Below are 23,214 nucleotides of genomic sequence, written 5' to 3'. Positions count from 1 at the left end.
GTCGTCATTCCGGGTCTGGTGCTAACGCACTAGCCCGGAATGACGAAAAAGGCGGATGTTGCGCCCCTCACCGCACGCGAGGGGGCGCATGGGCCGCGCGGCTACGACACCACTTCGGCGGTGACGCGGCCGACGCCGGCACGGGTCAGACCGATGGCGCGGGCGGCGCCGGTCGAGAGGTCGAGCACCCGGCCGCGGATGAACGGCCCACGATCATTGACGGTGACGATGACGCTTTGGCCGCCATGGGTGACGCGCAGCTTGGTGCCGAACGGCAGCGAGCGGTGCGCGCAAGTCATGGCGTTGGAGTTCATGCGCTGGCCGGAAGCGGTGCGGCTGCCGGACTCGCTGCCGTAGTAGGACGCCATGCCGGAGAAGGTCCGGCCGCCGCCAGAGCTCGAGCCGAACGAGGCATTGGCGTTCATCCAGGATCCGTTCGACCAACCGTTCGAGGACCAGCCGTTCGAAGCCTGCTCGGAGGCCGCCTCGCCCATGTGCCGGGCGGCGTGGTGGTGATGATAGCGATGATGGTGATGCCTGGCCCGGGCCGACGCCTCGGTAGCGGTGCCACCGACGATCAGGGTGACGGCAACGGCCAGCGCGGTCCGCGAGCCGGCGATCTTGGCGACCGGCAGGTTGTTCAGTTTCAGCATCTATAATGGTTCCCTTAAGGCAGTATTGCCACGTTCTGTGGCCAGTGGACCCCCGTGACTTTTGAGCGGGCGCCGTTTGGTGGCGAAATGCGTCACGAATGGGGCAGTAAATTTTGAGCGTCCGTGCGAGAAATATTCCGTGATGCCAGAAGCTGATCCCAGAAAATTCCGTAATCTTGCACGTTAACTAAAATTTAACCAGTTCAATACTTTCGAATACTGTCTAGATAAGTCTTTGTCATTTCTCGTAAGTTTTCAGCAAATATTGCGGCTGTAACGCGCGGGAGACGGCGTGCGGCCCGAAAAACGCAGGTCAAGGGGATTCCTTCATAACGGCCATGCATGCAGCGCGGGGAACCCGATCCCGACCAGCTCCCGATATGCGGTATGGTGTTCCGGTGACTGCGAACGGCTCGGCGTCGGGAGATCGGTGCAGGCCGGCCGCTCCGCGACAATCAGGCGCCGATTGCGGGGCCCGTCTTGTTGCGGCTGCGCTTACGCTATGTTAGCAAAGCGCCGCTTTTCGTGATCGAGCCGCTCCCGCGGCGATCGAAAATCAAAGTCTGGCTTGAATTCCAAGGACTTAATCGGTTTGCGCTGCATCGTGGCGCCGGTTTTTTCCTTGCGGATTTGACATAATAAAAAGAGCACGTCTGTGGCTGCTGAAGATCCATCCGTATCAGGTGTATCCGGTCGTTATGCGACGGCCCTGTTTGAGTTGGCCCGCGACGAGAAGTCGATCGACGCGGTCAAGGCTGATCTCGATCAGTTTGACGCGCTTCTGACCGAAAGCGCCGATTTGAAGCGCCTGGTGCGCAGCCCGGTCTTCGCCGCCGATGTTCAGCTCAAGGCGCTGACCGCGGTGCTCGACAGCGCCGGCATCTCCGGCATTGCCGCCAATTTTCTGAAGGTGCTGACCGCCAACCGCCGCCTGTTCGCGGTGGCCGACGTGATCCGCGCCTTCAACGCGCTGGTGGCCAAGTTCAAGGGCGAGGCCAGTGCCGATGTGACGGTGGCCGAGCCGCTCTCCGAAAAGAATCTCGACGCCCTGAAGGCCGCCCTGAAAACGGTGACCGGCAAGGACGTTGCGCTCAATGTGAAGGTCGATCCAGCGATCATCGGCGGTCTCGTCGTCAAGCTCGGCAGCCGCATGGTCGATAGCTCGCTTCGCACCAAACTCAATTCGATTAAGCACGCGATGAAAGAGGCAGGCTGATGGACATCCGCGCCGCGGAAATTTCCGCGATCCTCAAGAACCAGATCAAGAATTTCGGGCAGGAAGCCGAGGTCTCCGAAGTCGGCCAGGTGTTGTCCGTCGGTGACGGCATCGCCCGCGTCTACGGTCTCGACAACGTCCAGGCCGGCGAGATGGTCGAGTTCGAGAACGGCACCCGCGGCATGGCGCTGAACCTCGAAACCGACAATGTCGGCATCGTGATCTTCGGCGCCGACCGTGAGATCAAGGAAGGCCAGACCGTCAAGCGCACCCGCGCCATCGTCGACGCGCCGGTCGGCAAGGGGCTGCTCGGCCGCGTTGTTGACGCGCTTGGCAATCCGATCGACGGCAAGGGCCCGATCCAGGCGACCGAGCGCAAGCGCGTCGATGTCAAGGCTCCTGGTATCATTCCGCGCAAGTCGGTGCATGAGCCGATGGCGACCGGGCTGAAGGCGATCGATGCGTTGATCCCGATCGGCCGCGGCCAGCGCGAGCTGATCATCGGCGACCGTCAGACCGGCAAGACCGCGATCGCGCTCGACACCATCCTGAACCAGAAGCCGCTGAACGCGCAGAACGACGAGAAGATCAAGCTGTACTGCGTCTACGTGGCGGTCGGTCAGAAGCGCTCGACGGTTGCGCAGTTCGTGAAGGTGCTCGAGGAGCAGGGCGCGCTGGAATACTCTATCGTGATCGCGGCCACCGCCTCCGATCCGGCGCCGATGCAGTATCTCGCGCCGTTCACCGGCTGCACCATGGGCGAGTATTTCCGCGACAACGGCATGCACGCGGTCATCATCTATGACGACCTGTCGAAGCAGGCCGTCGCCTACCGTCAGATGTCGCTGCTGCTGCGTCGTCCGCCGGGCCGCGAAGCCTATCCGGGCGATGTGTTCTATCTGCATTCCCGCCTGCTCGAGCGCGCCGCCAAGCTTAACGACACCCAGGGCGCAGGCTCCCTGACGGCGCTGCCGGTCATCGAGACCCAGGCCAACGACGTGTCGGCCTACATTCCGACCAACGTGATCTCGATCACCGATGGTCAGATCTTCCTGGAAACCGACCTGTTCTTCCAGGGCATCCGTCCCGCGGTGAACGTCGGTCTGTCGGTGTCGCGCGTCGGCTCCTCGGCCCAGACCAAGGCGATGAAGAAAGTCGCCGGCAAGATCAAGGGTGAGCTCGCGCAGTACCGCGAAATGGCGGCCTTCGCGCAGTTCGGCTCCGACCTGGATGCCGCGACCCAGCGCCTGCTGAACCGCGGTTCACGCCTGACCGAGCTGTTGAAGCAGCCGCAGTTCTCGCCGCTGAAGATGGAAGAGCAGGTCTGCGTGATCTGGGCCGGCACCAACGGCTATCTCGACGCGCTGCCGGTCAACAAGGTCGGTGCGTTCGAGCAAGGGCTGCTGTCCACGCTGCGCGGCAAGCATGCCGACCTGCTCAACGCCATTCGCGACAGCCGCGACCTGTCGGACGACAGCGCATCCAAGCTGAAGGCCGTCGTCGAGGCCTATGCCAAGACCTTCTCCTGATCGGGCAGGGTCGTGGCTGGGGCGATCCGGCCATCCGCGTCGCCGACGTGAGACAAGAGGACACGTCATGCCCGGCATAAGGTCGGGCATGACCGAGCTTAAGGGTTGAGCGGCCAAGTCCTGCGGGATCGGCCGCCGGGGTGAGCTGGACGAACAATGGCGTCACTGAAAGACATGCGGGTCCGCATCGCCTCGACCAAGGCGACGCAGAAGATCACCAAGGCCATGCAGATGGTTGCGGCGTCGAAGCTGCGCCGCGCGCAGATGGCGGCCGAAGCGGCGCGTCCCTACGCCGAGAAGATGGACGCGGTGATCTCGAACATCGCGAGCGCGGCGGCGGGATCGAGCACCGCGCCGAAACTGCTGGGGGGCACCGGTGCTGACCGGGTGCATCTGCTCCTGGTCTGCACCGGCGAGCGCGGCCTGTCCGGCGCCTTCAATTCCTCGATCGTGCGTCTGGCGCGTGAGCGCGCGCTGGCGCTGATGAACGAGGGCAAGGAAGTCAAATTCTTCTGCGTCGGCCGCAAGGGCTATGAGCAGCTCCGCCGCCAGTTCGAGAAGCAGATCATCGAGCATGTCGACCTGCGCGCGGTGCGCCAGCTCGGCTTCGTCAACGCCGAGGGCATCGCCAAGCAGGTGATCGCGCGTTTCGAAGCCGGTGAGTTCGACGTCTGCACGCTGTTCTATTCGCGCTTCAAATCGGTGATCGCGCAGCTGCCGACCGCCCAGCAGATCATCCCGCTCGAGCTCGAAGAGCGACCCGCCAATGCCGGGCCGATCGCGCCTTACGAATATGAGCCGGAAGAGGATGAGATCCTTTCGCGTCTGCTGCCGCGCAACGTCGCCGTGCAGGTCTTCCGTGCCCTGTTGGAGAACAACGCCTCGTTCTACGGCGCGCAGATGACGGCTATGGACAACGCCACGCGCAACGCCGGCGAGATGATCCGCAAGCAGACGCTGGTCTACAACCGGACCCGCCAGGCGATGATCACCAAGGAACTTATCGAAATCATTTCGGGTGCCGAGGCGGTCTAACCGGCCGCGCTGCACTCATCGGAAGCAATCAAAACGCCAATATCCCGGTCGAGCCGGCCAAGGCGAGAATTCGGGTTCGTTAAGGAGAGAGATGAGATGGCTACCGCAGCCAACCAGATCGGTCGCATTACCCAGGTCATCGGCGCCGTCGTCGACGTTCAGTTCGAAGGTCACCTGCCCGCCATTCTGAACTCGCTGGAGACGAAGAACGCCGGCAACCGCCTGGTGCTCGAAGTCGCGCAGCACCTCGGTGAGAGCACCGTGCGCACCATCGCCATGGACACCACCGAAGGCCTGGTGCGCGGCCAGGAAGTCACCGACACCGGCGAGCCGATCTCGGTCCCGGTCGGCGACGGCACACTCGGCCGCATCATGAACGTGATCGGCGACCCTGTCGACGAGGCCGGCCCGATCAAGGCGGTCGGCAAGCGCGCCATCCATCAGCCGGCTCCGGAATACACCGATCAGTCCACCGAGGCGGAAATTCTCGTCACCGGCATCAAGGTCGTCGATCTCCTTGCGCCCTATGCCAAGGGTGGCAAGATCGGCCTGTTCGGCGGCGCAGGCGTCGGCAAGACCGTGCTGATCCAGGAGCTGATCAACAACGTCGCCAAGGCCCACGGCGGTTACTCGGTGTTCGCCGGCGTCGGCGAGCGTACCCGCGAGGGCAACGACCTCTATCACGAGTTCATCGAGTCCAAGGTGAACGCCGATCCGCATAAGCCTGAAGCGGGCGTCCAGTCGAAGTGCGCGCTGGTGTACGGCCAGATGAACGAGCCGCCGGGTGCGCGCGCCCGCGTCGGCCTCACCGGCCTGACCGTCGCCGAGTATTTCCGCGACCAGGGTCAGGACGTGCTGTTCTTCGTCGACAACATCTTCCGCTTCACGCAAGCCGGCTCGGAAGTGTCGGCGCTGCTCGGCCGCATCCCGAGCGCCGTGGGCTATCAGCCGACGCTCGCCACCGACATGGGCGCGCTGCAGGAGCGCATCACGACCACCACCAAAGGCTCGATCACCTCGGTGCAGGCGATCTACGTGCCGGCCGACGACTTGACCGACCCGGCGCCGGCCACCTCGTTCGCGCACTTGGACGCGACCACCGTGTTGAATCGCGCGATCTCGGAAAAGGGCATCTACCCGGCCGTCGACCCGCTCGACTCGACCTCGCGCATGCTGTCGCCGCTCGTGGTCGGCGAGGAACACTACACCACCGCGCGCATGGTCCAGCAGATCCTGCAGCGCTACAAGTCGCTGCAGGACATCATCGCCATTCTCGGCATGGACGAGCTGTCGGAAGAGGACAAGCTGACGGTGGCGCGCGCCCGCAAGATCGAGCGCTTCCTGTCGCAGCCGTTCCACGTCGCCGAAATCTTCACCGGCTCGCCCGGCAAGTTCGTCGAGCTCGCGGATACCATCAAGGGCTTCCGCGGCCTCTGCGAAGGCAAGTATGACCACCTGCCGGAAGCCGCCTTCTACATGGTCGGCGCCATCGAAGAGGCGGTCGAGAAGGGCAAGAAGCTGGCCGCCGAGGCGGCGTAAGGGGGCGAATAGGGAGTAGCGAATAGAACGGACTGTTCGCTGCTTCCTCTTCACTACTCGCTATCAGCTGTTCGCTATTCGCAGGTGTTCAATGGCCACTTTTCATTTCGATCTCGTGTCTCCGGAAAAGATCGCCTTCTCGGGCCAGGTCGACCAGGTCGACGTCCCCGGCCTGGAAGGTGATTTCGGCGTCCTGGCCGGGCATGCGCCGTTCGTCGCGGCCTTGCGACCGGGCATCCTGACCGTGACGACCGGCAACACGCGCGAGAAGATCATCGTGGCGGGCGGGCTTGCGGAAGTCTCCGAGAAGGGGCTGACCGTGCTCGCCGACATCGCCACTTCGCTCGCCGAGCTCGACCGCACTGCGCTCGCCGACGAAATCGCGAAGATGGAAGCCAAGCTCGCCGAAAAGGAAGGCGACGAGCTCGATCGTGCCATTGAGCGGCTGGATCAGTTCAAGACCGTCCAGCAGCAGATCAACACGACTGCCCTGCATTAAGCCGGCGGCGGCCCGAGAACTCGCAAACACCATCAATCAGCAAAAATGGCCGGGCATCGTCCCGGCCATTTTCCTATCGAGCAGGTCCGGCGTAGTGGGCGAACTGTTGCGCCACGGCGCGATAGACCTCGCGGCGGAACGGCACGACAAGATCTGGCACGCGCGCAAGCTGCTCCCACCGCCACGCATCGAATTCGGCCGCCTGTCCGTTGCGCGGCGTCAGCGGATCGATCTCCACCTCACGCCCGGTAAAGCGCATCGCGAACCATTTCTGGCGCTGGCCACGGAATTTCGCCAGCCGATGTGAGGGGTCGTCAAACGGCGGAAACTCATAAGTGAGCCAATCGGTCTCGCCGAGAAATTCGGCGGCGCGGATGCCTGTCTCCTCCCAGAGCTCGCGACGTGCCGCCTCGCGAAAATCCTCGCCCGGATCGACGCCACCTTGCGGCATCTGCCATTCAAGCCCGGGCAGGACGATCTCGGGCCCGTCGTCGCGGAAGCGGTGCCCAAGGAACACCTCGCCTTGCGCATTGAACAGCGCGATCCCGACATTCGGGCGATAGGGTCTGGTCTCGCTCATGGCTGCCTGAACTGACGCTATTGAGAACGTACGGCGCACGACGCGCGCGCACGCTATTTCCGTGCGAGATTGGCGAATTCCTGGACCACGCGTTCATAGACCGGCCGCTTGAACGGCACGATCAGCTCCGGCAGGTTCTGCATCGGCTCCCAGCGCCAGCCGACGAATTCAGCCTTGTGGTGGCCGCCGCCGGGATGGGCGACGTCGATCTCGCTATCCTGGCCGGTGAAGCGCAAAGCAAACCACTTCTGACGCTGACCGCGATAGCGCCCCTTCCAGGCGCGCCCCGCCACCGTGCGCGGAATGTCGTAGGTCAGCCAGTCGCCGACTTCAGCGAGCTTCTCGACCGAGCGCACGCTGGTTTCCTCATAGAGCTCACGCTTGGCCGCCTCCCAGGCTTCTTCGCCGGGGTCGACGCCACCTTGCGGCATCTGCCACACATGAGATTCGTCGACATGCTCGATCCCGCCGGCGCGGCGACCGATGAAGACCAGCCCCTCTTTGTTGATCAGCATGACGCCGACGCAGTCGCGGTAGGGCAGATCTTCGTAACGCGTCATTCCATCAGGCCTTCCTGCGGCCGACTCGTTTCATTGAGTCTCGTTGAGCCGCTCGCGTCGCCGGTGCCGGCCGGTCGCTGGACCGGTCGCCCGTCAATTCGATTTTGATTTCAGCATGGCCGTTGTCAATGGCACAAGCAGAATGCCTTTGCGGTCCAGCCCCTTGATCCAGGTTCCGATGCGCTCGATCGAGACCGGCAGGGCGGATGCCGTCCCGATCGCCACGCCGCGATCTTTCGCCAGGCTCTCGAGCTTGGCCAGCGCATTCTCGATCTCGACCGAGGTCGGCACCGCGTCGATTGCGACATCCCCCTTTGCGAAGGGCATGGCCTGCCCGGTTGCAAGCGCGTTGGCCACGCTGCGCGGAGCCGCGCCATCGTCAAAGAAGGCGAGCCCCCGCTTGGCGGCCTCGGCCATGATCGGCTGCATCGCGCTATCGGTCGCCACGAAACGTGCGCCCATGAAGTTCGCCAACCCGACATAGCCCTGCAGCCGGCTCAAATGCCAATAGAGCCGATCGACATTCTGGTCCGGCGCCAAGGTGGCGAGCAGCGTCTGCGGGCCGGGGTCGTTGTCCGGATAATCATACGGCTCCATCGGGATCTGCAGCAGGATTTCGTGCCGCTGCGCCCGCGCCCGCTCGGCGAGCTTGCCGGGATCGGAGCCGTAAGGGGTGAAGGCGAGCGTTACGGCTGGCGGCAGTTTCATGATCGCGTCGGCGGTCTTGGCCGCGCCGACGCCGAGCCCGCCGATCACGATCGCGACGACCGGCATTTTCGCAGCTTTGGCCCGATCGGCGTCGGCAGCATAGGCCGTGAATGGCTTCAGCCCGTCGGCGGACACCGGAATCATGCCGTAGCGCGATTTCTCGAGCAGCCGCGGATCGACGCCGATCATGGCGGTGGCCGGCGCAGCCGTGCTCGAATCACTGCCGTCGGTCGCGCCGGAGCCGATCGCAACCTCGTGCCGCGCTCCACTGGAGCCGTCGATGATGGTTACGGTCTTGGCGCCGCTATTCGATTCCTGGCCCGCCGGCGCGGTGCCCTGCGGCTCGGACTTGCCCTCCGGCTTTGCCGCACCGGGCTTGGTGTCAGTGGCTTTGGCCCCATTGTTGATCGCAATCCGCGCCATCGGCTCACCGCCAAGCGGATCGTCATGGAATAGCGCAAAGCCGGCAAAGATGACCAGGAACAGGCCGAGCAGCACTGCCAGGGCCTGCCATCCTGTGAACGGAAGCCGAATCCGGCGCCTGCGACGTGTCTCCGTCTGCCCGAGCGGGGCGCTCAGCTCGTCGGCCGTTTCTGTCATCGAAATTCCCGAATCAGTCCGGGCGACGATACCACGCCCAAGCGCCGGCGGCAGGCTTCGGGCTTGGCGACCGAAGAGCAGGGGAGGGTGGGCTGATACGCTGACGGGCCCAAAACAAAAAGGGCGGCCCGTACGTAGGCCGCCCTCTCGAAATCTCGCACTGGCTCGTTGCGCGCCGAGTATCAGTTCGGCTTCGGCGCCTGGCGGTCGCTGACGGCCGGCTTGTCTGCAGCCGCCTTGTCGGTCGTCGTCGCGGCCGGTGCAGGGTTCGCCGAGGAGCTGCTCTTGATGCCGTGCAGGAGATCGTCGGCCATCTTGAGCGCCTTGTCGTCCTTGGCATCCGGCGGCACGTAGGACTGCGAGCCGGTCTTCTCGTCGCCATCGTTCTTCAGGTGGCCGCGCAGCGAGGCCTCACCCTTGGTATCGGTGCGCGACTTCAGCTCATCCGGCACGTCCTGCAGCACCTCGATATCAGGCACGATACCCTTGGCCTGGATCGACTTGCCCGACGGCGTGTAGTAACGCGCGGTGGTCAGCCGCAGCGCGCCATTGCCGGCGCCGAGCGGGATGATGGTCTGCACCGAGCCCTTGCCGAACGAGCGCGTGCCGACCAGCGTCGCGCGCTTGTGGTCCTGCAACGCGCCGGCGACGATCTCGGAAGCCGACGCCGAGCCGCCATTGATCAGCACGATGACCGGCTTGCCCTTGGTGAGGTCGCCCGGATGCGCGGTGCGGCGCTGGGTTTCCTCGGCATTGCGGCCGCGGGTCGAGACGATCTCGCCGCGCTCCAGGAAGCTATCAGATACGGTCACCGCCTCCTCGAGCAGGCCGCCCGGATTGTTGCGGAGATCGATGATGTAGCCCTTCAGCTTGTCGCCGATCTGGTTCTGCAGGTCGCCGATGCTCTTCTTCAGGCCTTCGGTGGTCTGCTCGTTGAAGGTGGTGACGCGGATATAGGCGATGTCGTCAGCCTCGACGCGCGAGCGCACCGAACGGACGCGGATGTTGTCGCGGGTCAGCGTCACATCGAGCGGATTGTCGACACCCTTGCGAACGATCTTGAGCTTGATCTTGGTGCCCACCGGCCCGCGCATCTTCTCGACCGCCTGGTTCAGGGTCAGTCCCTGCACCGCCTCTTCGTCGAGATTGGTGATGATGTCGTTGGCCTGGATGCCGGCCTTTGAGGCCGGCGTGTCGTCGATCGGCGAGACCACCTTGATCAGGCCGTCTTCCATCGTGACCTCGATGCCGAGGCCGCCGAACTCACCGCGGGTCTGCACCTGCATGTCGCGGAAGCTCTTGGCGTCCATGTAGCTCGAGTGCGGATCGAGGCCCGACAGCATGCCGCTGATCGCGGATTCCACGAGCTTCGAATCATCGGGCTTCTCGACGTAGTCGCTGCGCACCCGCTCGAACACGTCGCCGAACAGATTGAGCTGGCGATAGGTATCAGCGGTCGCGGCGCGCGCGGTCGATCCCATCAGCACTGCGCGTGGCTGGGTCACCATCAGGGTCAATGCCGCACCGGTGGCCGCGCTCAGGAGAATTACCGAAGTCTTACGCATCATCCGCGTACCTTTTCGCCTTCATTTGTGGCCCACCATGGGCCTGGATCGATTGGAGTGCCGTCTTTACGAAATTCGACATAGAGCACTGGTTGGCTCGCATTGGTGGCGAGAATGGAGGCCACCTGTGAGGTCGCCCCCATGGTCGCAACCGGCTCTCCCGCCTGAACAAACTGTCCGATAGTGACGGAAATGCGCTCCATCCCGGCGATCAAGACATGATACCCGCCCCCGGCGTTGAGGATCAAGAGTTGTCCGTAGCTGCGGAAGGGGCCGGCATACACAACCCAGCCATCACACGGCGTTGTGACCTGGGCGCCCGGCCGGGTCGCCAAAGAAATGCCTTTATCAACGCTGCTGGCGCCGTCGGAACCGCCGAAACCGCGAATCTTGATGCCGTTCACCGGAAAAGCGAGCATGCCTTTGCTCGAGGCGAAGGCGATGGCCGGGCTCTTGCGGTTCGGATTGCGCAGCGCGTTGACGTCAGGCTTGTTGTTGACCGGGACGCCCTGCAGGCTCGCCGTCACCGCGGCCTTGGCGGCGCTCTTGACGTCCTGCTCCATGGTCGAGATCAGGCCCTGCAGCGTGTCGACCTGCTGGGCCAGCGCGACCGCCCGGACGCCTTCGGCCTGCATGTCCTTCTCGGCGGTCGCCTGCTGGCGCTGCCGCTCGTCGACCAGAGCGGCGAGCCGCGTCTGATCGGCCCGCAGCTTGTCGCGGTCGAGCGCGAGCTTGTCACGTTCAGTGCCGATGGTTTTGCGCACGTTGAGCAACTCGCCCAAATCGGCGGATAGCTTTTCGGCGCGGCTGCGCATCTCCGGCACGACCGAGCCCAGCAGCATCGCGGTCCGCAGCGATTGCAGCGCATCCTCGGGGCGCACCAGGAGTGCCGGCGGCGTGCGACGACCGGCGCGCTGCAGCGCCGCCAGCACTTCGATGATCTCGGACCGGCGCGATTCCAGCGAGTCGCGCAGATCCTGCTCGCGGGCATCCAGGCCGCGCAACCGGGTCTCGGCCTCGCCGATGCGCGCTTCGACGCCGCGCACCTGCGCGGCGACATCGACCAGTTGCTGATTGAGCTTGCTGCGATCCTGCCCGATCGAGGCGATGTCGGCCTTCAGCCGCTCCTGCGCTTCAGCCGCGCTTTTTTGCGCGGCGCGGGCTGCGTCCAGCTCCTGCTGGCGCTGCTTCAGCGCGTCGGCGGACGTCGCGTCAGCCGTTGGCGTGCCGATCGAGGGCCGCAATGTGGTCTGGCTGGATGCCGGCGCAAGGCCGGCCAAGAGGGTCGCGGACACAACGAGGGCGAACAGCGGCGCGGTGCAAGCCCGGCCCGAGTGGCCGGTGGGGAGGGGGGATCGAAAAGGCCGCGCAGCGGACATCGGATGGTAATGTGCTCGTCTCGGCGCCCGTTCAAGCGCGGTGATAGGGGTGGCCGGCCAGGATCGTCGCGGCCCGGTAAAGCTGCTCCAGAAGCAAAACGCGGACAATCTGATGCGGCCAGGTTGCGGTCCCGAAGGCAATCCTCAGTTTCGCTCTGCGCTGCAATTCGGGCGAAAGTCCGTCCGCCCCGCCGATCACGAAAGCGGCCGCGGGGGCGGCCGCGTCCCGCCAACGACCGAGCTGGGCGGCAAAGCTCGCACTGTCGATGTTCTGGCCGTGTTCGTCGAGCGTGACAAGCACGGATTTATCCGGGATGTGGGCGGTGATCGCCGCCGCCTCCTCGGCTATGCGCGTCGCCGAATCGCGGGCGCGGCTTTCGCCGATTTCAAGAATATCGAGGCCACGGAAGCCGAGCTTGCGGCCGAGATCGTCGAAGCGTTCGCGGTAGCGCTCGGCGAGCTCGCGTTCAGGGCCCTGCTTGAGCCGGCCAACGGCAATCACTACGCTGCGCATGCGACAGCGTTAGCATGCGCTCGCGTCGCGTGACACCGTCGTCGCGTCAGAGCGTCTTCGCCGGCTTCGGCCCCTGCGTCCACAACCGTTCGAGATTGTAGAACTCGCGGACCTCGGGCCTGAACACGTGCACGATCACGTCGCCGGAATCGATCAGCACCCAATCGCAATTGGGCAAGCCTTCGATATGGGGCGGCTTGGCACCGGCTTCCTTCAGGCCTTTGGCGACGTTTTCCGCGATCGAGCCCACGTGCCGGTTGGACCGGCCCGAGGTGACGACCATGTAGTCGGAATAAGCCGATTTGCCGCGGAGGTCGATGGTGACCGTTTCTTCCGCCTTCATATCGTCGAGGCGGGAGAGGATGGTGCTCAAGGTCTTGTCGGCGTCGGGTTGCGCCTGCAAGGCCGCTTTCGAGGTCGCAGTTTTACGCGCAGACTTTACCGTCTTGGGTAAAACCGACTGGGACAATACAGATGTGGTCAGGGACCATTCCTTTCACTGTATCGCAGGCCGAATCTGTCTTCGCCTGCCGACTATACTACGCATGTGGGGTTAACGAGTTCAATAATCCAGTACCCCACTTTTCCAGGCACTTTTCCGAGGTTCGGTAACGGAATCGGCCCTCAAAACCCCGGAGCAAGGGGGCCGAACCAACGCTATGCACGTTTAGTGCCTATGCATGTTTGGTACCGCACGCGCGTTTCGCTGCGGGCCTGCATCTACGCCGACTTCCAGCTGCCGTCCGGGTTCCTGAGGCCGGTGGACGACAGGTTCAGTTTCAATCCGCTCAGGAAGACCCAGGCCGGCGCGCGGCGATCCGCAAGCCGGGCCGCCTGGGTCTCTGGGATGCGGTAGCGGGCGAGGGCGCGGGCCGCAGGCGCGGTCAAGGCGCGGAAGCTCTGTGGCGGCCGATCGATCACCGCAATCGGCACTTGGGCAGCGATGCGCTGCCAGTTCTGCCAACGATGGAACTGCGCGAGATTGTCAGCGCCCATGATCCAGACAAAGCGCAGGCGCGACGCACGCTTGCGCAAGTAGTTGATCGTGTCGGCAGTGTAGCGCGTACCGATGACGGATTCGAGACAGCTGATTTCGATCCGGGGGTCGGCGGCCATTTTCTCCGCGGCGGCGGCGCGCTCGGCCAGCCCATGCAGCCCGCCATTGTCCTTGAGCGGGTTGCCCGGTGTGACCAGCCACCAGACGCGATCGAGTTGCAATCGCTTCAGCGCGAACAGGCTGATTGCGCGATGCGCCTGATGCGGCGGATTGAACGAGCCGCCGAGCAGGCCGATGCGCATGCCATCGCTGTAAGGCGGCAGACCGTGGGGAAGCGCGGGCGCGGCGGCGGAGATGTCGCTCAATGACGTCTCCGCTGCTGGCTCTGGCAGCTCGGCTGGTGACTCACGCTCGGTTGACCTGCAAGCGCATCGACGTCACGGGCGGGTCTGCCCGGTGCCATGGATGCGATATTTGAAGCTCGTCAGCTGTTCCACGCCGACCGGGCCGCGCGCATGGAACTTGCCGGTGGCAATGCCGATCTCGGCGCCGAAGCCGAACTCGCCACCGTCGGCGAACTGCGTCGAGGCGTTGTGCAGCACGATTGCCGAGTCCACCTCGTTGAGGAACTTGTCAGCTGTCTTGGTATCTCCGGTGACGATAGCGTCCGTGTGATGCGAACCGTGTTCGTGGATATGGGCGATGGCGCCATCGACGCCGTCGACGATCTTGGCGGCGATGATGGCGTCGAGATATTCCGTGTCCCAGTCCTCTTCACGCGCCGGCTGCACGCGTGCATCGGCCGCTTGCACCGTGCCGTCGCCGCGCACCTCGCAGCCGGCGCCGATCAGCGTGTCGACCAGGGGCTTGAGCAGGGTGCCGGCTGCGGCGCGATCGACCAGCAATGTCTCGGCGGCGCCGCAGACGCCGGTGCGACGCATCTTCGCGTTCAGCACGATCGATTTGGCCATCTCGAGATCGGCCGCACCGTCGACATAGACGTGATTGACGCCTTCGAGATGCGCGAACACGGGCACGCGTGCTTCGGCCTCGACGCGCGCCACCAAGCTCTTGCCGCCGCGCGGCACGATCACGTCGACGCCGCCGTTCAAGCCGCTCAGCAGCAGGCCCACCGCGGCGCGGTCGCGCGTTGGCACCAGGGTGATAGCCGCTTCGGGCAGGCCGGCCTCGCGCAAGCCCTGCGCCAGGCAGTCGTGGATCGCGCGGCAGGAGCGGAAGGAGTCGGAGCCGCCGCGCAGGATCACCGCATTGCCCGACTTCAGGCACAGCGCGCCGGCATCGGCCGCGACATTCGGGCGGCTTTCGAAGATCACGGCGATGACGCCGAGCGGCACCCGCACGCGCTCGATGGTCATTCCGTTCGGGCGCTGCCAGCTTTCGGTGACGACGCCGACCGGATCGGAAATCGCGCGCACGGCGGCGATCCCGTCGGCCATGGCGGTGATGCGCGCCGGCGTCAGCGTCAGGCGGTCAATGAAGGCGCTGGTCGTTCCAGCGGCCTTGGCCTCGGCGACGTCCTCGGCATTGGCCGCCAGGATGGCATCGGCGCCGGCGTGGATCAGGCGCTCCATCGCCTCCAGCGCGCGGTTCTTCTGCTCAGCCGGCGCCAGCGACAGCACGCGCGCGGCGTTGCGCGCCTGTGCGGCAAGCTCGTTCATCAGCACGGGCAGATCGGCGCTGCCGTCGATGGCTTTGAGGGAAGCAGTCATAGCGTTCCAACCTTGGATTCCGGTCGATTTCCTAGCACGAAAGTGGCGCCGGCGCGAATTTGGGCCGGCTACGCCATCGGCCCAACCGCGGCCGGCCCGATCACGAGGTCATCGCGGTGGATCATTTCGGCACGGCCGGAGACGCCGAGGATCGCGGCCACGTCGGGCGAGGAGCGGCCTTTGATCCGGTCCGCGTCGTCGGCATCATAGGCGACGAGGCCGCGGCCGATCTCGTGCATGTCGGGGCCGCGGACCACCACGGCATCGCCGCGGGCAAACTGGCCGTCCACCCGGATTACCCCGGCCGGCAGCAGGCTCTTGCCGGCGCGGAGCGCGGCAACCGCCCCCGCATCGATCGTCAGCGTGCCCCTCGGCTCCAGCGAGCCCGCAATCCAGCGCTTGCGCGCGGTGACGGGGTTGGCGGGGGTCAAGAACCAGGTGCAACGGCCGCCGCCGGCGATCGCGGCCAGCGGATGCTCGATCTTGCCCGAGGCGATCAGCATGTGCGTACCGCCGGTGGTCGCGATCTTGCCCGCCTCGATCTTGGTGCGCATGCCGCCGCGGGACAGTTCGGACGCGGCGCTGCCTGCCATCGCCTCGATCTCCGCGGTGATGCTTTCGACTACGGGAATGAGCTGCGCATCCGGGTTCTGCGCTGGCGGCGCCGTGTAGAGCCCGTCGATATCGGAGAGCAGGATCAGGAGGTCGGCGCTGGCCATGGTGGCGACGCGCGCGGCGAGCCGATCGTTGTCGCCATAGCGGATCTCGGCCGTGGCGACCGTGTCGTTCTCGTTGATCACAGGCACCGCGCGCCAATCCAGGAGCTTGGCAATGGTCGAGCGTGCGTTCAGATAGCGGCGCCGTTCCTCAGTGTCCTGCAGCGTCACCAGGATCTGGCCGGCATCGATGCCGTGCGCGCCCAACACCTCCGACCAGATCCGCGCCAGCGCGATCTGGCCGACCGCGGCGGCCGCTTGGCTCTCCTCGAGCTTCAAGGCGCCGCGCGGCAGCTTCAAGCGGCTGCGGCCGAGCGCGATCGAGCCCGAGGACACCACCAGCACCTCGCGACCATCGCTGTGGAGCTTGGCGATATCGGCGGCGAGAGCTGCCAGCCAGGAGGACCGGACCTCGCCGGCCTCGGCATCGACCAGCAGCGACGAGCCGACCTTCACCACGATGCGGCGGAAATTTTCGAGTTGGGGCTGGGCCATTGGTCAGCTGCGGGATCGGTTCGGATGCCTCGCCTCAACGGAGGCAAGGGTCCATCGGAGGGCATGCTTGGTTCGGATGAGTGGGACGTGGCGGATTGTCGCAAGCCGCCGCGTCCGAGGCAAGCTGCGCGGGGGGCTCAGCCTTGCGGCGGCGGCGGTGGTGCCGCCCACGGCTCGTCCGTCGCGGCGTTCTCGACCGCGCTCTTGGCCTTGTTGGACACCGGCTGCTCGCCGATCACCTCGGCGAGGCTGCGCAATGCCTCCTTGACGCCCTCACCGGTCGCGCCCGACAGCAGGAGCGGCGTCTTCTTGGCGGCGCGCTTCAGGCGGTCGCGCTGCTTCTTCAGCTCATCGGCGTCGACCGCATCGATCTTGTTCAGTGCGACGATCTCGATCTTCTCGGCGAGCTCGCCGCCATAGGCCTCGAGCTCGTGTCGCACGGTCTTGTAGGCTTTGCCCGCGTGCTCGCAGGTAGCGTCGACCAGATGCAAAAGCACACGGCAGCGCTCGACATGGCCTAAGAAGCGGTCGCCGAGGCCGGCGCCCTCATGGGCGCCTTCGATCAGCCCGGGAATGTCGGCCAGCACGAATTCGCGGCCATCGGCATTCACCACCCCGAGCTGCGGATGCAGCGTGGTGAAGGGATAATCGGCGATCTTGGGCTTGGCGGCGCTGACCTTGGACAGGAAGGTCGATTTGCCGGCATTGGGCAGCCCGACCAGGCCGGCATCCGCAATCAGCTTCAGCCGCAGCCAGATCCAGCGCTCCTCACCGGGCTGGCCGGGGTTGGCGTGGCGCGGCGCGCGGTTGGTCGGCGACTTGAAATGGGCATTGCCGAAGCCGCCATTACCGCCATGCGCGAGCACGAAGGTCTCGCCGCGGGCGGTAAAATCGTGGATCAGGGTTTCCTTGTCCTCATCGAAGATCTGGGTGCCGACGGGGACCTTCAAGGTCACGGGCTTGCCGCCGGCGCCGTGCCGGTCCTTGCCCATGCCGTTCTCGCCCTTCTGGGCCTTGAAATGCTGCTGATAGCGATAGTCGATCAGCGTGTTCAGGCCGTCGACCGCCTCGATGATGACGTCGCCGCCGCGGCCGCCATTGCCGCCGGAGGGGCCGCCGAACTCGATGAACTTCTCCCGCCGGAACGCAACGCAACCGTTGCCGCCGTCGCCGGAGCGCACATAGACCTTGGCTTCATCGAGGAATTTCATGCCGCTTTAGGTAGGCGAGACGGGCCGTCGCGGCAACCGCGGATTCCCTTGATTTCGGCCGAAAAGCTTAATCGGGGATCGCCAAACCTGATCTTAAGCCTGATTATGCCTTTGTTTCAGGCTCGCCTGCGATTTGGGCTGTCGGCAGCTGCTGTGGCGATGCGACCGGCGTCAGAACGATCCGAAAGCGCTGCCGATCGCGATCACGGCGATCAGAGCGATGATGGAGGTGACGATGCCCACCATCACGATGTCGAAATAGCTCTGGCGATGGGTCAGTCCGCAGATCGCGAGAAGGCTCACGACGGCGCCGTTATGGGGCAGGATATCGAGGGTCCCCGAGCCGATCACGGCGACCCGGTGCAGGAGATCCGGATGGATGCCCCGTTGCGCGGCGATATCCATGTAGGTCGCACCCAGCGCGTCCAGCGCAATCGTCAGGCCGCCCGAGGCCGACCCGGTCAGCGCTGCCAGCAGGTTGGTGGCGACGGCCAGCGATACCAGCGGACCTCCCTCGATCCCCAGCACCCAGTCCCGCACCAGGCCGAAGGCCGGCAGCGCGGCGATGACCGCGCCGAATCCGACCAGGCTCGCGACACTCAGCGCCGGCAGCACGGATGCGTTGGCACCGGCATCCAGGGTTTGCCGCAGTTCCGGCAGCCGCGACCAGTTGCAGAAAATGACGGTGACGATCGCGGCCGCCAGTGCTGATGACACCGACCAGACGCCGGCAACCGCCGCCAATGACGTGCCGCCCCAGCGCGGCTCGGCCAGGAATGAGACGTCAAGACGCGGCAGGATGACCAGCGACATCAGCAGATTGACCGCGACCACGACGATCAGCGGCAGGAACGCATTGAGGGCGGGGACGCTTGCTTCGCTGCGATGACCGTGGCGAAGCTCCGCCGGATCGAACTCCCGCGCGGTGCTGGCCCGCTCGCGCACGAACTCATCATCGACCGCCGCGTGGGGCGGCGCCGCCGGCGCCTCGCCATAGCCTTCGTTCGCGCGCCGCGCGGCCTGCTCGGCGCGATGCAGCCACCACAGCCCGACCGCGAGCATGATGACCCCTGCGATGATGCCAAGGCCTGGAGCAGCGAACGGCGTCGTGCCGAAGAACGGCATCGGGATCGCGTTTTGAATCGAGGGCGTGCCAGGCAGCGCCGACATCGTAAAGCTCGATGTGCCCAGGATGACGGCTGCCGGAATCAGACGCTGTGGAATCGCTGCGGCACGAAACAGCGATTGCGCCATCGGCACGATCACGAAGAACGCGACAAACAGGCTGACGCCGCCATAGGTGACCAGGGCTCCTGCGAGCACGACGCCGAGGATGGTCCGGCGTTCGCCCAGCTTGCGCGTGATGAAGCCTGCGACCGCGGTCACTGAGCCGCTGTCATCCATCAGCTTTCCGAACACGGCGCCGAGCAGAAAGATCGGGAAGAACTGGGCGAGAAAGCCGGCCGCACTCCCCATGAAGATCTGCGTCCAGTTCGCGAGCAGGGGCTGGCCGTCAAAGGCGGCGGCAACCAGCGCGCAGAGCGGTGCCAGCAACAGCACGCTCCAGCCGCGGAACGCCAGCCAGATCAGCAGCCCCAGCCCGACAAGGATGCCGAGGAGGCCCATTGCTCAGCACTCCGACAGCAGCAGATCGAGATTGGCCGTCGAGCGCACGCCGAGATCGGCGCCATGCGTGTCGAGGAAGTCGCTCGCGGCGCGCCGCCCTTCGTCGCGCAGCATCGAGACGAACTCCCATTCGGCGTTGAGCTTCGACGAAGCGCCGAACGCCGCCAGCATATCGCTCTTGATCCGGTGGGCCTTCATCTGCGCCCAGCGCGCGCCCTCTCCTGTTCCGGGGTCGACGACCTGACGGAGCAGGGCAATCATCCGCAGCTCCTTGGCGAGTGGTGAATTGAAGGAGATCTCGTTGAGGCGGTTGAGGATATCGGCGGCGCTGCGCGGCTCCTCCGCGCGTTCGGTCGGATTGATCTGCACGAGGATCGTGTCCCGCGCGTCCGTCTCGCGAACGAGCGGGGTGATGGTGGGATTGCCGGCGTAGCCGCCGTCCCAATAAGGTTCGCCCTCGATCTCGATCGCGCGAAACATCGTCGGCAGGCAGGCGGACGCGAGCAGGACTTCGGCCGTGATCTCGCCGTTACGAAAAATCCGTCCACGTCCGGTTCGTACCCGGGTGGCCGTGACGAACAGCTTGATCGGAGCCTCGGCCAGACGTGCAAAGTCGATGCTGTCGACCAGGATCTTGCGCAGCGGATTGAAGCCGAACGGATTGAGGTCGTAGGGCGACAGCACCCGCGACATCAGATCGGTGAAGATATAGGCGGGAGAGGTGTCGATCGACCATCGTCCGAGCATGCGATCGACAGGCGAGCGCTGCAGCAGGCTGAAGGCCGCGGCACGCGAAACGGCTCGCCAGTATTTGTCCAGGGCCTCGCGGGCACCGCCGGCCTGTCCCTCGATCCAGCCATGCGCCAGCACAGCCGCGTTCATCGCGCCGGCTGAGGTTCCGGAAATGCCCGCGATCTGAAGCCACGGCTCTTCGAGCAGCCGATCGACAACGCCCCAGGTGAACGCACCGTGCGAACCTCCGCCCTGGAGGGCCAGATCGATCAGCACGGGGCTTCGGTCCATGGGTGGATATTCCCCTTGGCTGACCTGCCGTGGGGGCAACTATGTCGCAACTGGCCCGAACTTGCGAGAGAAAGTTGCAGGCTTGCTATCTGATGGCGAAACCTTGGATGACAGGCCTGCTCACGCTGGCCGGCGCCATGCGCTCACGATCCGGTGTCCGGTGCTGGGCGAGGTCGAACTCGTGCATCGCAATCATCCTGGCGAGAACGAAAGATCGTGAGACGCAGAGCGCACCACATCGTTATGCGCGTGGGCTTGTCCCGGCCATCCACGTCTATAAAACAGCGCGGCATCCTTGACGCGGATGGCCGGGATTCGCGTCAAGACGCGCTTCGCGCTTGCCCGGCCACGACGCAGAAACGGCGACGCAGAGAAACATCTAGCCGCGGCAATGACCTTCCTCTCCCGGATTTCCGTTCATAACGATTCCCGCTCGGCGCGGCTCGCCGGCATCGGCCTGATGCTGCTGTCGATCTTCATGTTCTCGTTCGGCGATGCCACCGGCAAGTTTCTGGTTCAGACCTATTCGGTCGGCCAGCTGTTATGCTTGCGCGCCTGCGCCGCATTGCTGCTGCTGTCGCCGATGATCTGGCGGCAGCGGTCGCAATTCCTCAACCTCGATCGGCCATGGCTGCAGCTCGTTCGCGTGATGCTCTCGACGCTCGAAGTCGCGGCATTCTTCCTCGCCACCGTCTATCTGCCGCTCGCTGACGTCATCACCTACTATCTCGCAGGTCCGATCTTCGTCACCGCGCTGTCGGCGCTGGTGCTGCGCGAGCACGTCGGCTGGCGGCGCTGGTGCGCGATCCTGATCGGCTTCTGCGGTGTGTTGATCGCGCTGCGCCCGTCGGCGCAGACCTTCAGCCTGCCGGCGTTGATCGCGCTGGGCGGCAGCCTCTCCTTCGCGGTGTTGATGCTGATCACGCGTTCATTGCGTGCGACGCCCGATATCGTGATGGCGTCCTCGCAATTCGTCGGCACCTTCCTGCTCGGGACGGCGATGGCGCCATTCGGTTGGGTGACGCCGACGCCCAGCAGCCTGGTGCTGTTCGCGGCCGCCGGTCTCATCTCGGTGACGGCCCTGTTCTGCGTCAACCGTTCGCTGAAGCTCGCACCCGCATCCGTCGTCGTACCGTACCAATATTCGATGATCGTGTGGGCCGTGATCTTCGGCTTCGTCGTGTTCGGCGACGTGCCGCATCCGGCCACGCTTGTCGGCGCTGCGATCATCATCGGCGCCGGCCTCTACATCTATCTGCGCGAGCGCAGCCTCGGCAGGGACGAAAGCGCGGTCAATCCGCCGGCGTGAGTGGTTATCCTCCCCCGGAGGGGAGGATAAGACATGCGCCTAGCCTGTGCGCCGGGCGGCGCTGGCCCAGGTCTTCAGCGAGGCCCAGACATTGCGGCTGAGGCGGAAGGCGTCCACCGGCGCCGACGAGCCCAGCACCTCGAAGCGGTGCAGCTCGACGCCGGTCCACTGGAAGCCGCACTTCTCCAGGATGTTGCGCGAGGCCGGATTGGAGACGCGCGCATAGGCGAGCAGCACGTCCTGTTCGGACTCCTCGAAGAAGTAATCGATCGCGGCGCGCGCGGCTTCGGTGCCGTAGCCGCGGCCCCAATGTGCGACGCCGAGCCAATAGCCGAGCGCGGGCACGTCAGGTGCGCGCCAATTGATGCCAACGATGCCGATCGGCTCCTGATTGGTCTCGATCAGGAAGGCGGTTTCCTGGCTGTCGTCGGCCAGTGCGCGCACGAACTGCACCGCGTCGTCGGACGAATAGGGATGCGGCAGCCGGCGGGTGTTCTCGGCGATGCGGCGGTCATCCGCAAGGCGGGTAATGGCTTTTACGTCCGCGAGCGTCGGCCGACGCAAGGTCAGCCGCTCGGTCTCGAGGACGCAAGGTCTCGCCTCGCGAAAGGTCGATATCGGAATCTCCTGCAGCATGTCGGGGCTCCATCAACACGGCAATGACAACAAAAACGCACGCAACGAAAAGGGGAGGCCGGTGTCCCGCCTCCCCTGGAGCCCATTGCGCTCCGCCGGTTCATCAGGACCCGGCGGACGTATTTTGATCCACCGTTATTCGGCCGCCTCTGCAGCCACCGGACGCACCGAGATAAAGGTGCGGTTGGCCCGGTCATGAAACTCCACGACGCCTTCGATCTTCGCGAACAGCGTATGGTCGGTGCCCATGCCAACATTAAGGCCGGGGTGCCAGGTCGTGCCGCGCTGACGCGCAATGATGTTACCGGGAATCACGTGCTCGCCGCCGAACGCCTTGATGCCGAGGCGTTTGCCCTTGGAATCGCGGCCGTTGCGCGATGAACCGCCTGCTTTTTTGTGAGCCATGGCTCGTCTCCGATCTCGCTTCTCTCTAGCTCAATTTAGCTCGAGAATCATTCACATTTACGATGCGCGGACGTGAAGCCCGCGAAATTGTTCGCCGTCGCAGCAACGCTGCTTGCGACTACTCGGCCGCGTCGGCCGCAGGCGCTTCCGCTTTGACCTTCTTCGGCCGCGGGCCGATCGTCGGCTTGGCGTTGTCGGTCAGGATCTCGGTCACGCGCACCAGGGTCAGCTCGTCGCGGTAACCGCGCTTGCGGCGCGAATTCTTGCGGCGGCGCTTCTTGAACGCGATCACCTTCGGGCCGCGCTTGTGGTCCAGCACCTCGGCGGCGACGCTGGCGCCGGCCACCGTGGGGATGCCCAGGATCGGCGTCTCGCCGCCGACCACCAGCACTTCGGGAAGCTGCACGATTGTGCCGACTTCGCCTTCGATCTTGCCAATCTCGAGCACATCATCCGGGGCGACGCGGTATTGCTTGCCGCCGGTCTTGATGACTGCGAACATCGTTTTGTTCCTTCGTGTTCGATCCCGGCCTCGAGGTGTGAACCTCGGGTCGGCTTCTTGTTCAGTCGTTATGGTTCGGTTTGGTCGTACCTCGACCGGTACGATCCTGCGCGGTCTCCGGGCGCGGAACGCCCGTCAAGTCCACACAAAAACAAGCGGCGCGAGGGGGCCCGCGCCGGATGAAGCG

At 65.0% G+C, this 23,214-nt stretch carries 23 protein-coding genes; 6 read left to right on the top strand and 17 right to left on the bottom strand.

The features are described 5' to 3' along the window. Positions 1–101 precede the first annotated feature (101 nt). Positions 102–653 (bottom strand): septal ring lytic transglycosylase RlpA family protein, encoded by a 552-nt coding sequence (locus ACQR1W_RS09500; RefSeq protein ID WP_434850561.1) that lies wholly within the window; start codon positions 651–653, stop codon positions 102–104. 655 nt (positions 654–1,308) lie between these two features. Here ACQR1W_RS09500 and ACQR1W_RS09495 point away from each other — a divergent pair. The 5 genes from ACQR1W_RS09495 to ACQR1W_RS09475 all read left to right on the top strand — a co-directional run bounded on the left by ACQR1W_RS09495 (position 1,309) and on the right by ACQR1W_RS09475 (position 6,471). Next, complete coding sequence (locus ACQR1W_RS09495; protein ID WP_434850560.1) at positions 1,309–1,869, top strand: F0F1 ATP synthase subunit delta; 561 nt, start codon at positions 1,309–1,311, stop codon at positions 1,867–1,869. Further along, a complete protein-coding gene (gene atpA / locus ACQR1W_RS09490) occupies positions 1,869–3,398 on the top strand; it encodes a F0F1 ATP synthase subunit alpha (RefSeq protein ID WP_434850559.1) in 1,530 nt (509 codons plus the stop codon). The genes ACQR1W_RS09495 and atpA overlap by 1 nt, the downstream gene beginning before the upstream one ends. Before the next feature lie 156 nt (positions 3,399–3,554). Next, the gene (locus tag ACQR1W_RS09485; RefSeq protein ID WP_434850558.1) at positions 3,555–4,433 is read left to right on the top strand and encodes a F0F1 ATP synthase subunit gamma; all 879 of its coding nucleotides are present in this window, start codon (positions 3,555–3,557) and stop codon (positions 4,431–4,433) included. Between the two features lie 96 nt (positions 4,434–4,529). Continuing rightward, entirely contained in the window at positions 4,530–5,972 is a 1,443-nt protein-coding gene (gene atpD, locus ACQR1W_RS09480; RefSeq protein WP_434850557.1) for a F0F1 ATP synthase subunit beta, read from the top strand. Between the two features lie 91 nt (positions 5,973–6,063). After that, on the top strand, positions 6,064–6,471 hold the full coding sequence (locus ACQR1W_RS09475; RefSeq protein ID WP_008971825.1) for a F0F1 ATP synthase subunit epsilon: 408 nt from the start codon (positions 6,064–6,066) through the stop codon (positions 6,469–6,471). Positions 6,472–6,544: 73 nt separating this feature from the next. Here the strand turns inward: ACQR1W_RS09475 and ACQR1W_RS09470 are convergent, their stop codons facing one another. From ACQR1W_RS09470 to ACQR1W_RS09410, 13 genes are all read right to left on the bottom strand, one after another. Beyond that, the gene (locus tag ACQR1W_RS09470; protein ID WP_434850556.1) at positions 6,545–7,051 is read right to left on the bottom strand and encodes an RNA pyrophosphohydrolase; all 507 of its coding nucleotides are present in this window, start codon (positions 7,049–7,051) and stop codon (positions 6,545–6,547) included. Positions 7,052–7,104: 53 nt separating this feature from the next. Next, positions 7,105–7,611, bottom strand: a complete 507-nt coding sequence (locus tag ACQR1W_RS09465) for an RNA pyrophosphohydrolase (protein WP_434850555.1) — start codon at positions 7,609–7,611, stop codon at positions 7,105–7,107. 93 nt (positions 7,612–7,704) lie between these two features. Next, on the bottom strand, positions 7,705–8,919 hold the full coding sequence (locus ACQR1W_RS09460) for a divergent polysaccharide deacetylase family protein (RefSeq protein ID WP_434850554.1): 1,215 nt from the start codon (positions 8,917–8,919) through the stop codon (positions 7,705–7,707). Between the two features lie 182 nt (positions 8,920–9,101). Further along, the gene (locus ACQR1W_RS09455; protein WP_434850553.1) at positions 9,102–10,487 is read right to left on the bottom strand and encodes a S41 family peptidase; all 1,386 of its coding nucleotides are present in this window, start codon (positions 10,485–10,487) and stop codon (positions 9,102–9,104) included. Further along, positions 10,484–11,863 (bottom strand): murein hydrolase activator EnvC family protein, encoded by a 1,380-nt coding sequence (locus tag ACQR1W_RS09450; protein ID WP_434850552.1) that lies wholly within the window; start codon positions 11,861–11,863, stop codon positions 10,484–10,486. Before ACQR1W_RS09450 ends, ACQR1W_RS09455 begins: the two co-directional genes overlap by 4 nt. Before the next feature lie 31 nt (positions 11,864–11,894). Then, positions 11,895–12,377, bottom strand: coding sequence for a 23S rRNA (pseudouridine(1915)-N(3))-methyltransferase RlmH (gene rlmH, locus ACQR1W_RS09445; RefSeq protein WP_434850551.1), 483 nt, complete (start codon positions 12,375–12,377; stop codon positions 11,895–11,897). Between the two features lie 46 nt (positions 12,378–12,423). Next, a complete protein-coding gene (gene rsfS, locus ACQR1W_RS09440; RefSeq protein ID WP_035982652.1) occupies positions 12,424–12,780 on the bottom strand; it encodes a ribosome silencing factor in 357 nt (118 codons plus the stop codon). 317 nt (positions 12,781–13,097) lie between these two features. Next, on the bottom strand, positions 13,098–13,697 hold the full coding sequence (locus tag ACQR1W_RS09435; protein ID WP_434851125.1) for a nicotinate-nucleotide adenylyltransferase: 600 nt from the start codon (positions 13,695–13,697) through the stop codon (positions 13,098–13,100). 114 nt (positions 13,698–13,811) lie between these two features. After that, entirely contained in the window at positions 13,812–15,104 is a 1,293-nt protein-coding gene (locus ACQR1W_RS09430; protein WP_434850550.1) for a glutamate-5-semialdehyde dehydrogenase, read from the bottom strand. Positions 15,105–15,172: 68 nt separating this feature from the next. Beyond that, positions 15,173–16,315 (bottom strand): glutamate 5-kinase, encoded by a 1,143-nt coding sequence (proB, locus tag ACQR1W_RS09425; RefSeq protein ID WP_434850549.1) that lies wholly within the window; start codon positions 16,313–16,315, stop codon positions 15,173–15,175. A gap of 137 nt (positions 16,316–16,452) precedes the next feature. Next, positions 16,453–17,526 (bottom strand): GTPase ObgE, encoded by a 1,074-nt coding sequence (gene obgE / locus ACQR1W_RS09420; RefSeq protein ID WP_434850548.1) that lies wholly within the window; start codon positions 17,524–17,526, stop codon positions 16,453–16,455. Positions 17,527–17,697: 171 nt separating this feature from the next. Continuing rightward, on the bottom strand, positions 17,698–19,152 hold the full coding sequence (locus ACQR1W_RS09415) for a GntP family permease (RefSeq protein WP_434850547.1): 1,455 nt from the start codon (positions 19,150–19,152) through the stop codon (positions 17,698–17,700). 3 nt (positions 19,153–19,155) lie between these two features. After that, the gene (locus ACQR1W_RS09410; RefSeq protein WP_434850546.1) at positions 19,156–20,175 is read right to left on the bottom strand and encodes a patatin-like phospholipase family protein; all 1,020 of its coding nucleotides are present in this window, start codon (positions 20,173–20,175) and stop codon (positions 19,156–19,158) included. 391 nt (positions 20,176–20,566) lie between these two features. On the opposite strand from ACQR1W_RS09410, the gene ACQR1W_RS09405 reads away from it, so the two are divergent. After that, entirely contained in the window at positions 20,567–21,484 is a 918-nt protein-coding gene (locus tag ACQR1W_RS09405) for a DMT family transporter (protein WP_434850545.1), read from the top strand. Positions 21,485–21,523: 39 nt separating this feature from the next. Here the strand turns inward: ACQR1W_RS09405 and ACQR1W_RS09400 are convergent, their stop codons facing one another. The 3 genes from ACQR1W_RS09400 to rplU form a co-directional block, all read right to left on the bottom strand. Continuing rightward, on the bottom strand, positions 21,524–22,120 hold the full coding sequence (locus tag ACQR1W_RS09400) for a GNAT family N-acetyltransferase (protein ID WP_434850544.1): 597 nt from the start codon (positions 22,118–22,120) through the stop codon (positions 21,524–21,526). 135 nt (positions 22,121–22,255) lie between these two features. Continuing rightward, a complete protein-coding gene (rpmA, locus tag ACQR1W_RS09395; protein WP_008971842.1) occupies positions 22,256–22,525 on the bottom strand; it encodes a 50S ribosomal protein L27 in 270 nt (89 codons plus the stop codon). A gap of 118 nt (positions 22,526–22,643) precedes the next feature. Then, positions 22,644–23,027: a 50S ribosomal protein L21 gene (gene rplU / locus ACQR1W_RS09390; RefSeq protein ID WP_434850543.1), complete on the bottom strand. Its 384-nt coding sequence runs from the start codon at positions 23,025–23,027 to the stop codon at positions 22,644–22,646. Between the last annotated feature and the right edge of the window lie 187 nt (positions 23,028–23,214).

It is taken from the genome of Bradyrhizobium sp. HKCCYLS1011, assembly GCF_051167795.1.
Taxonomy (GTDB): domain Bacteria; phylum Pseudomonadota; class Alphaproteobacteria; order Rhizobiales; family Xanthobacteraceae; genus Bradyrhizobium.
Note: the sequence above shows the minus strand (reverse complement) of the source record. Positions and strands in the feature narration are given on the sequence as shown.

Excerpts from the sequence above, each read along its gene's own strand:
- ACQR1W_RS09400 (WP_434850544.1), bottom strand. The coding sequence starts at position 22,120 with ATGCTGCAGGAGATTCCGATATCGACCTTTCGCGAGGCGAGACCTTGC.
- ACQR1W_RS09450 (WP_434850552.1), bottom strand. The coding sequence starts at position 11,863 with ATGTCCGCTGCGCGGCCTTTTCGATCCCCCCTCCCCACCGGCCACTCG.
- atpD (WP_434850557.1), top strand. The coding sequence starts at position 4,530 with ATGGCTACCGCAGCCAACCAGATCGGTCGCATTACCCAGGTCATCGGC.
- rplU (WP_434850543.1), bottom strand. The coding sequence starts at position 23,027 with ATGTTCGCAGTCATCAAGACCGGCGGCAAGCAATACCGCGTCGCCCCG.
- ACQR1W_RS09485 (WP_434850558.1), top strand. The coding sequence starts at position 3,555 with ATGGCGTCACTGAAAGACATGCGGGTCCGCATCGCCTCGACCAAGGCG.
- atpA (WP_434850559.1), top strand. The coding sequence starts at position 1,869 with ATGGACATCCGCGCCGCGGAAATTTCCGCGATCCTCAAGAACCAGATC.
- ACQR1W_RS09500 (WP_434850561.1), bottom strand. The coding sequence starts at position 653 with ATGCTGAAACTGAACAACCTGCCGGTCGCCAAGATCGCCGGCTCGCGG.
- obgE (WP_434850548.1), bottom strand. The coding sequence starts at position 17,526 with ATGAAATTCCTCGATGAAGCCAAGGTCTATGTGCGCTCCGGCGACGGC.
- rlmH (WP_434850551.1), bottom strand. The coding sequence starts at position 12,377 with ATGCGCAGCGTAGTGATTGCCGTTGGCCGGCTCAAGCAGGGCCCTGAA.
- ACQR1W_RS09410 (WP_434850546.1), bottom strand. The coding sequence starts at position 20,175 with ATGGACCGAAGCCCCGTGCTGATCGATCTGGCCCTCCAGGGCGGAGGT.
- ACQR1W_RS09415 (WP_434850547.1), bottom strand. The coding sequence starts at position 19,152 with ATGGGCCTCCTCGGCATCCTTGTCGGGCTGGGGCTGCTGATCTGGCTG.
- ACQR1W_RS09455 (WP_434850553.1), bottom strand. The coding sequence starts at position 10,487 with ATGATGCGTAAGACTTCGGTAATTCTCCTGAGCGCGGCCACCGGTGCG.
- ACQR1W_RS09460 (WP_434850554.1), bottom strand. The coding sequence starts at position 8,919 with ATGACAGAAACGGCCGACGAGCTGAGCGCCCCGCTCGGGCAGACGGAG.
- ACQR1W_RS09465 (WP_434850555.1), bottom strand. The coding sequence starts at position 7,611 with ATGACGCGTTACGAAGATCTGCCCTACCGCGACTGCGTCGGCGTCATG.
- ACQR1W_RS09430 (WP_434850550.1), bottom strand. The coding sequence starts at position 15,104 with ATGACTGCTTCCCTCAAAGCCATCGACGGCAGCGCCGATCTGCCCGTG.
- ACQR1W_RS09470 (WP_434850556.1), bottom strand. The coding sequence starts at position 7,051 with ATGAGCGAGACCAGACCCTATCGCCCGAATGTCGGGATCGCGCTGTTC.
- ACQR1W_RS09475 (WP_008971825.1), top strand. The coding sequence starts at position 6,064 with ATGGCCACTTTTCATTTCGATCTCGTGTCTCCGGAAAAGATCGCCTTC.
- proB (WP_434850549.1), bottom strand. The coding sequence starts at position 16,315 with ATGGCCCAGCCCCAACTCGAAAATTTCCGCCGCATCGTGGTGAAGGTC.
- ACQR1W_RS09405 (WP_434850545.1), top strand. The coding sequence starts at position 20,567 with ATGACCTTCCTCTCCCGGATTTCCGTTCATAACGATTCCCGCTCGGCG.
- rpmA (WP_008971842.1), bottom strand. The coding sequence starts at position 22,525 with ATGGCTCACAAAAAAGCAGGCGGTTCATCGCGCAACGGCCGCGATTCC.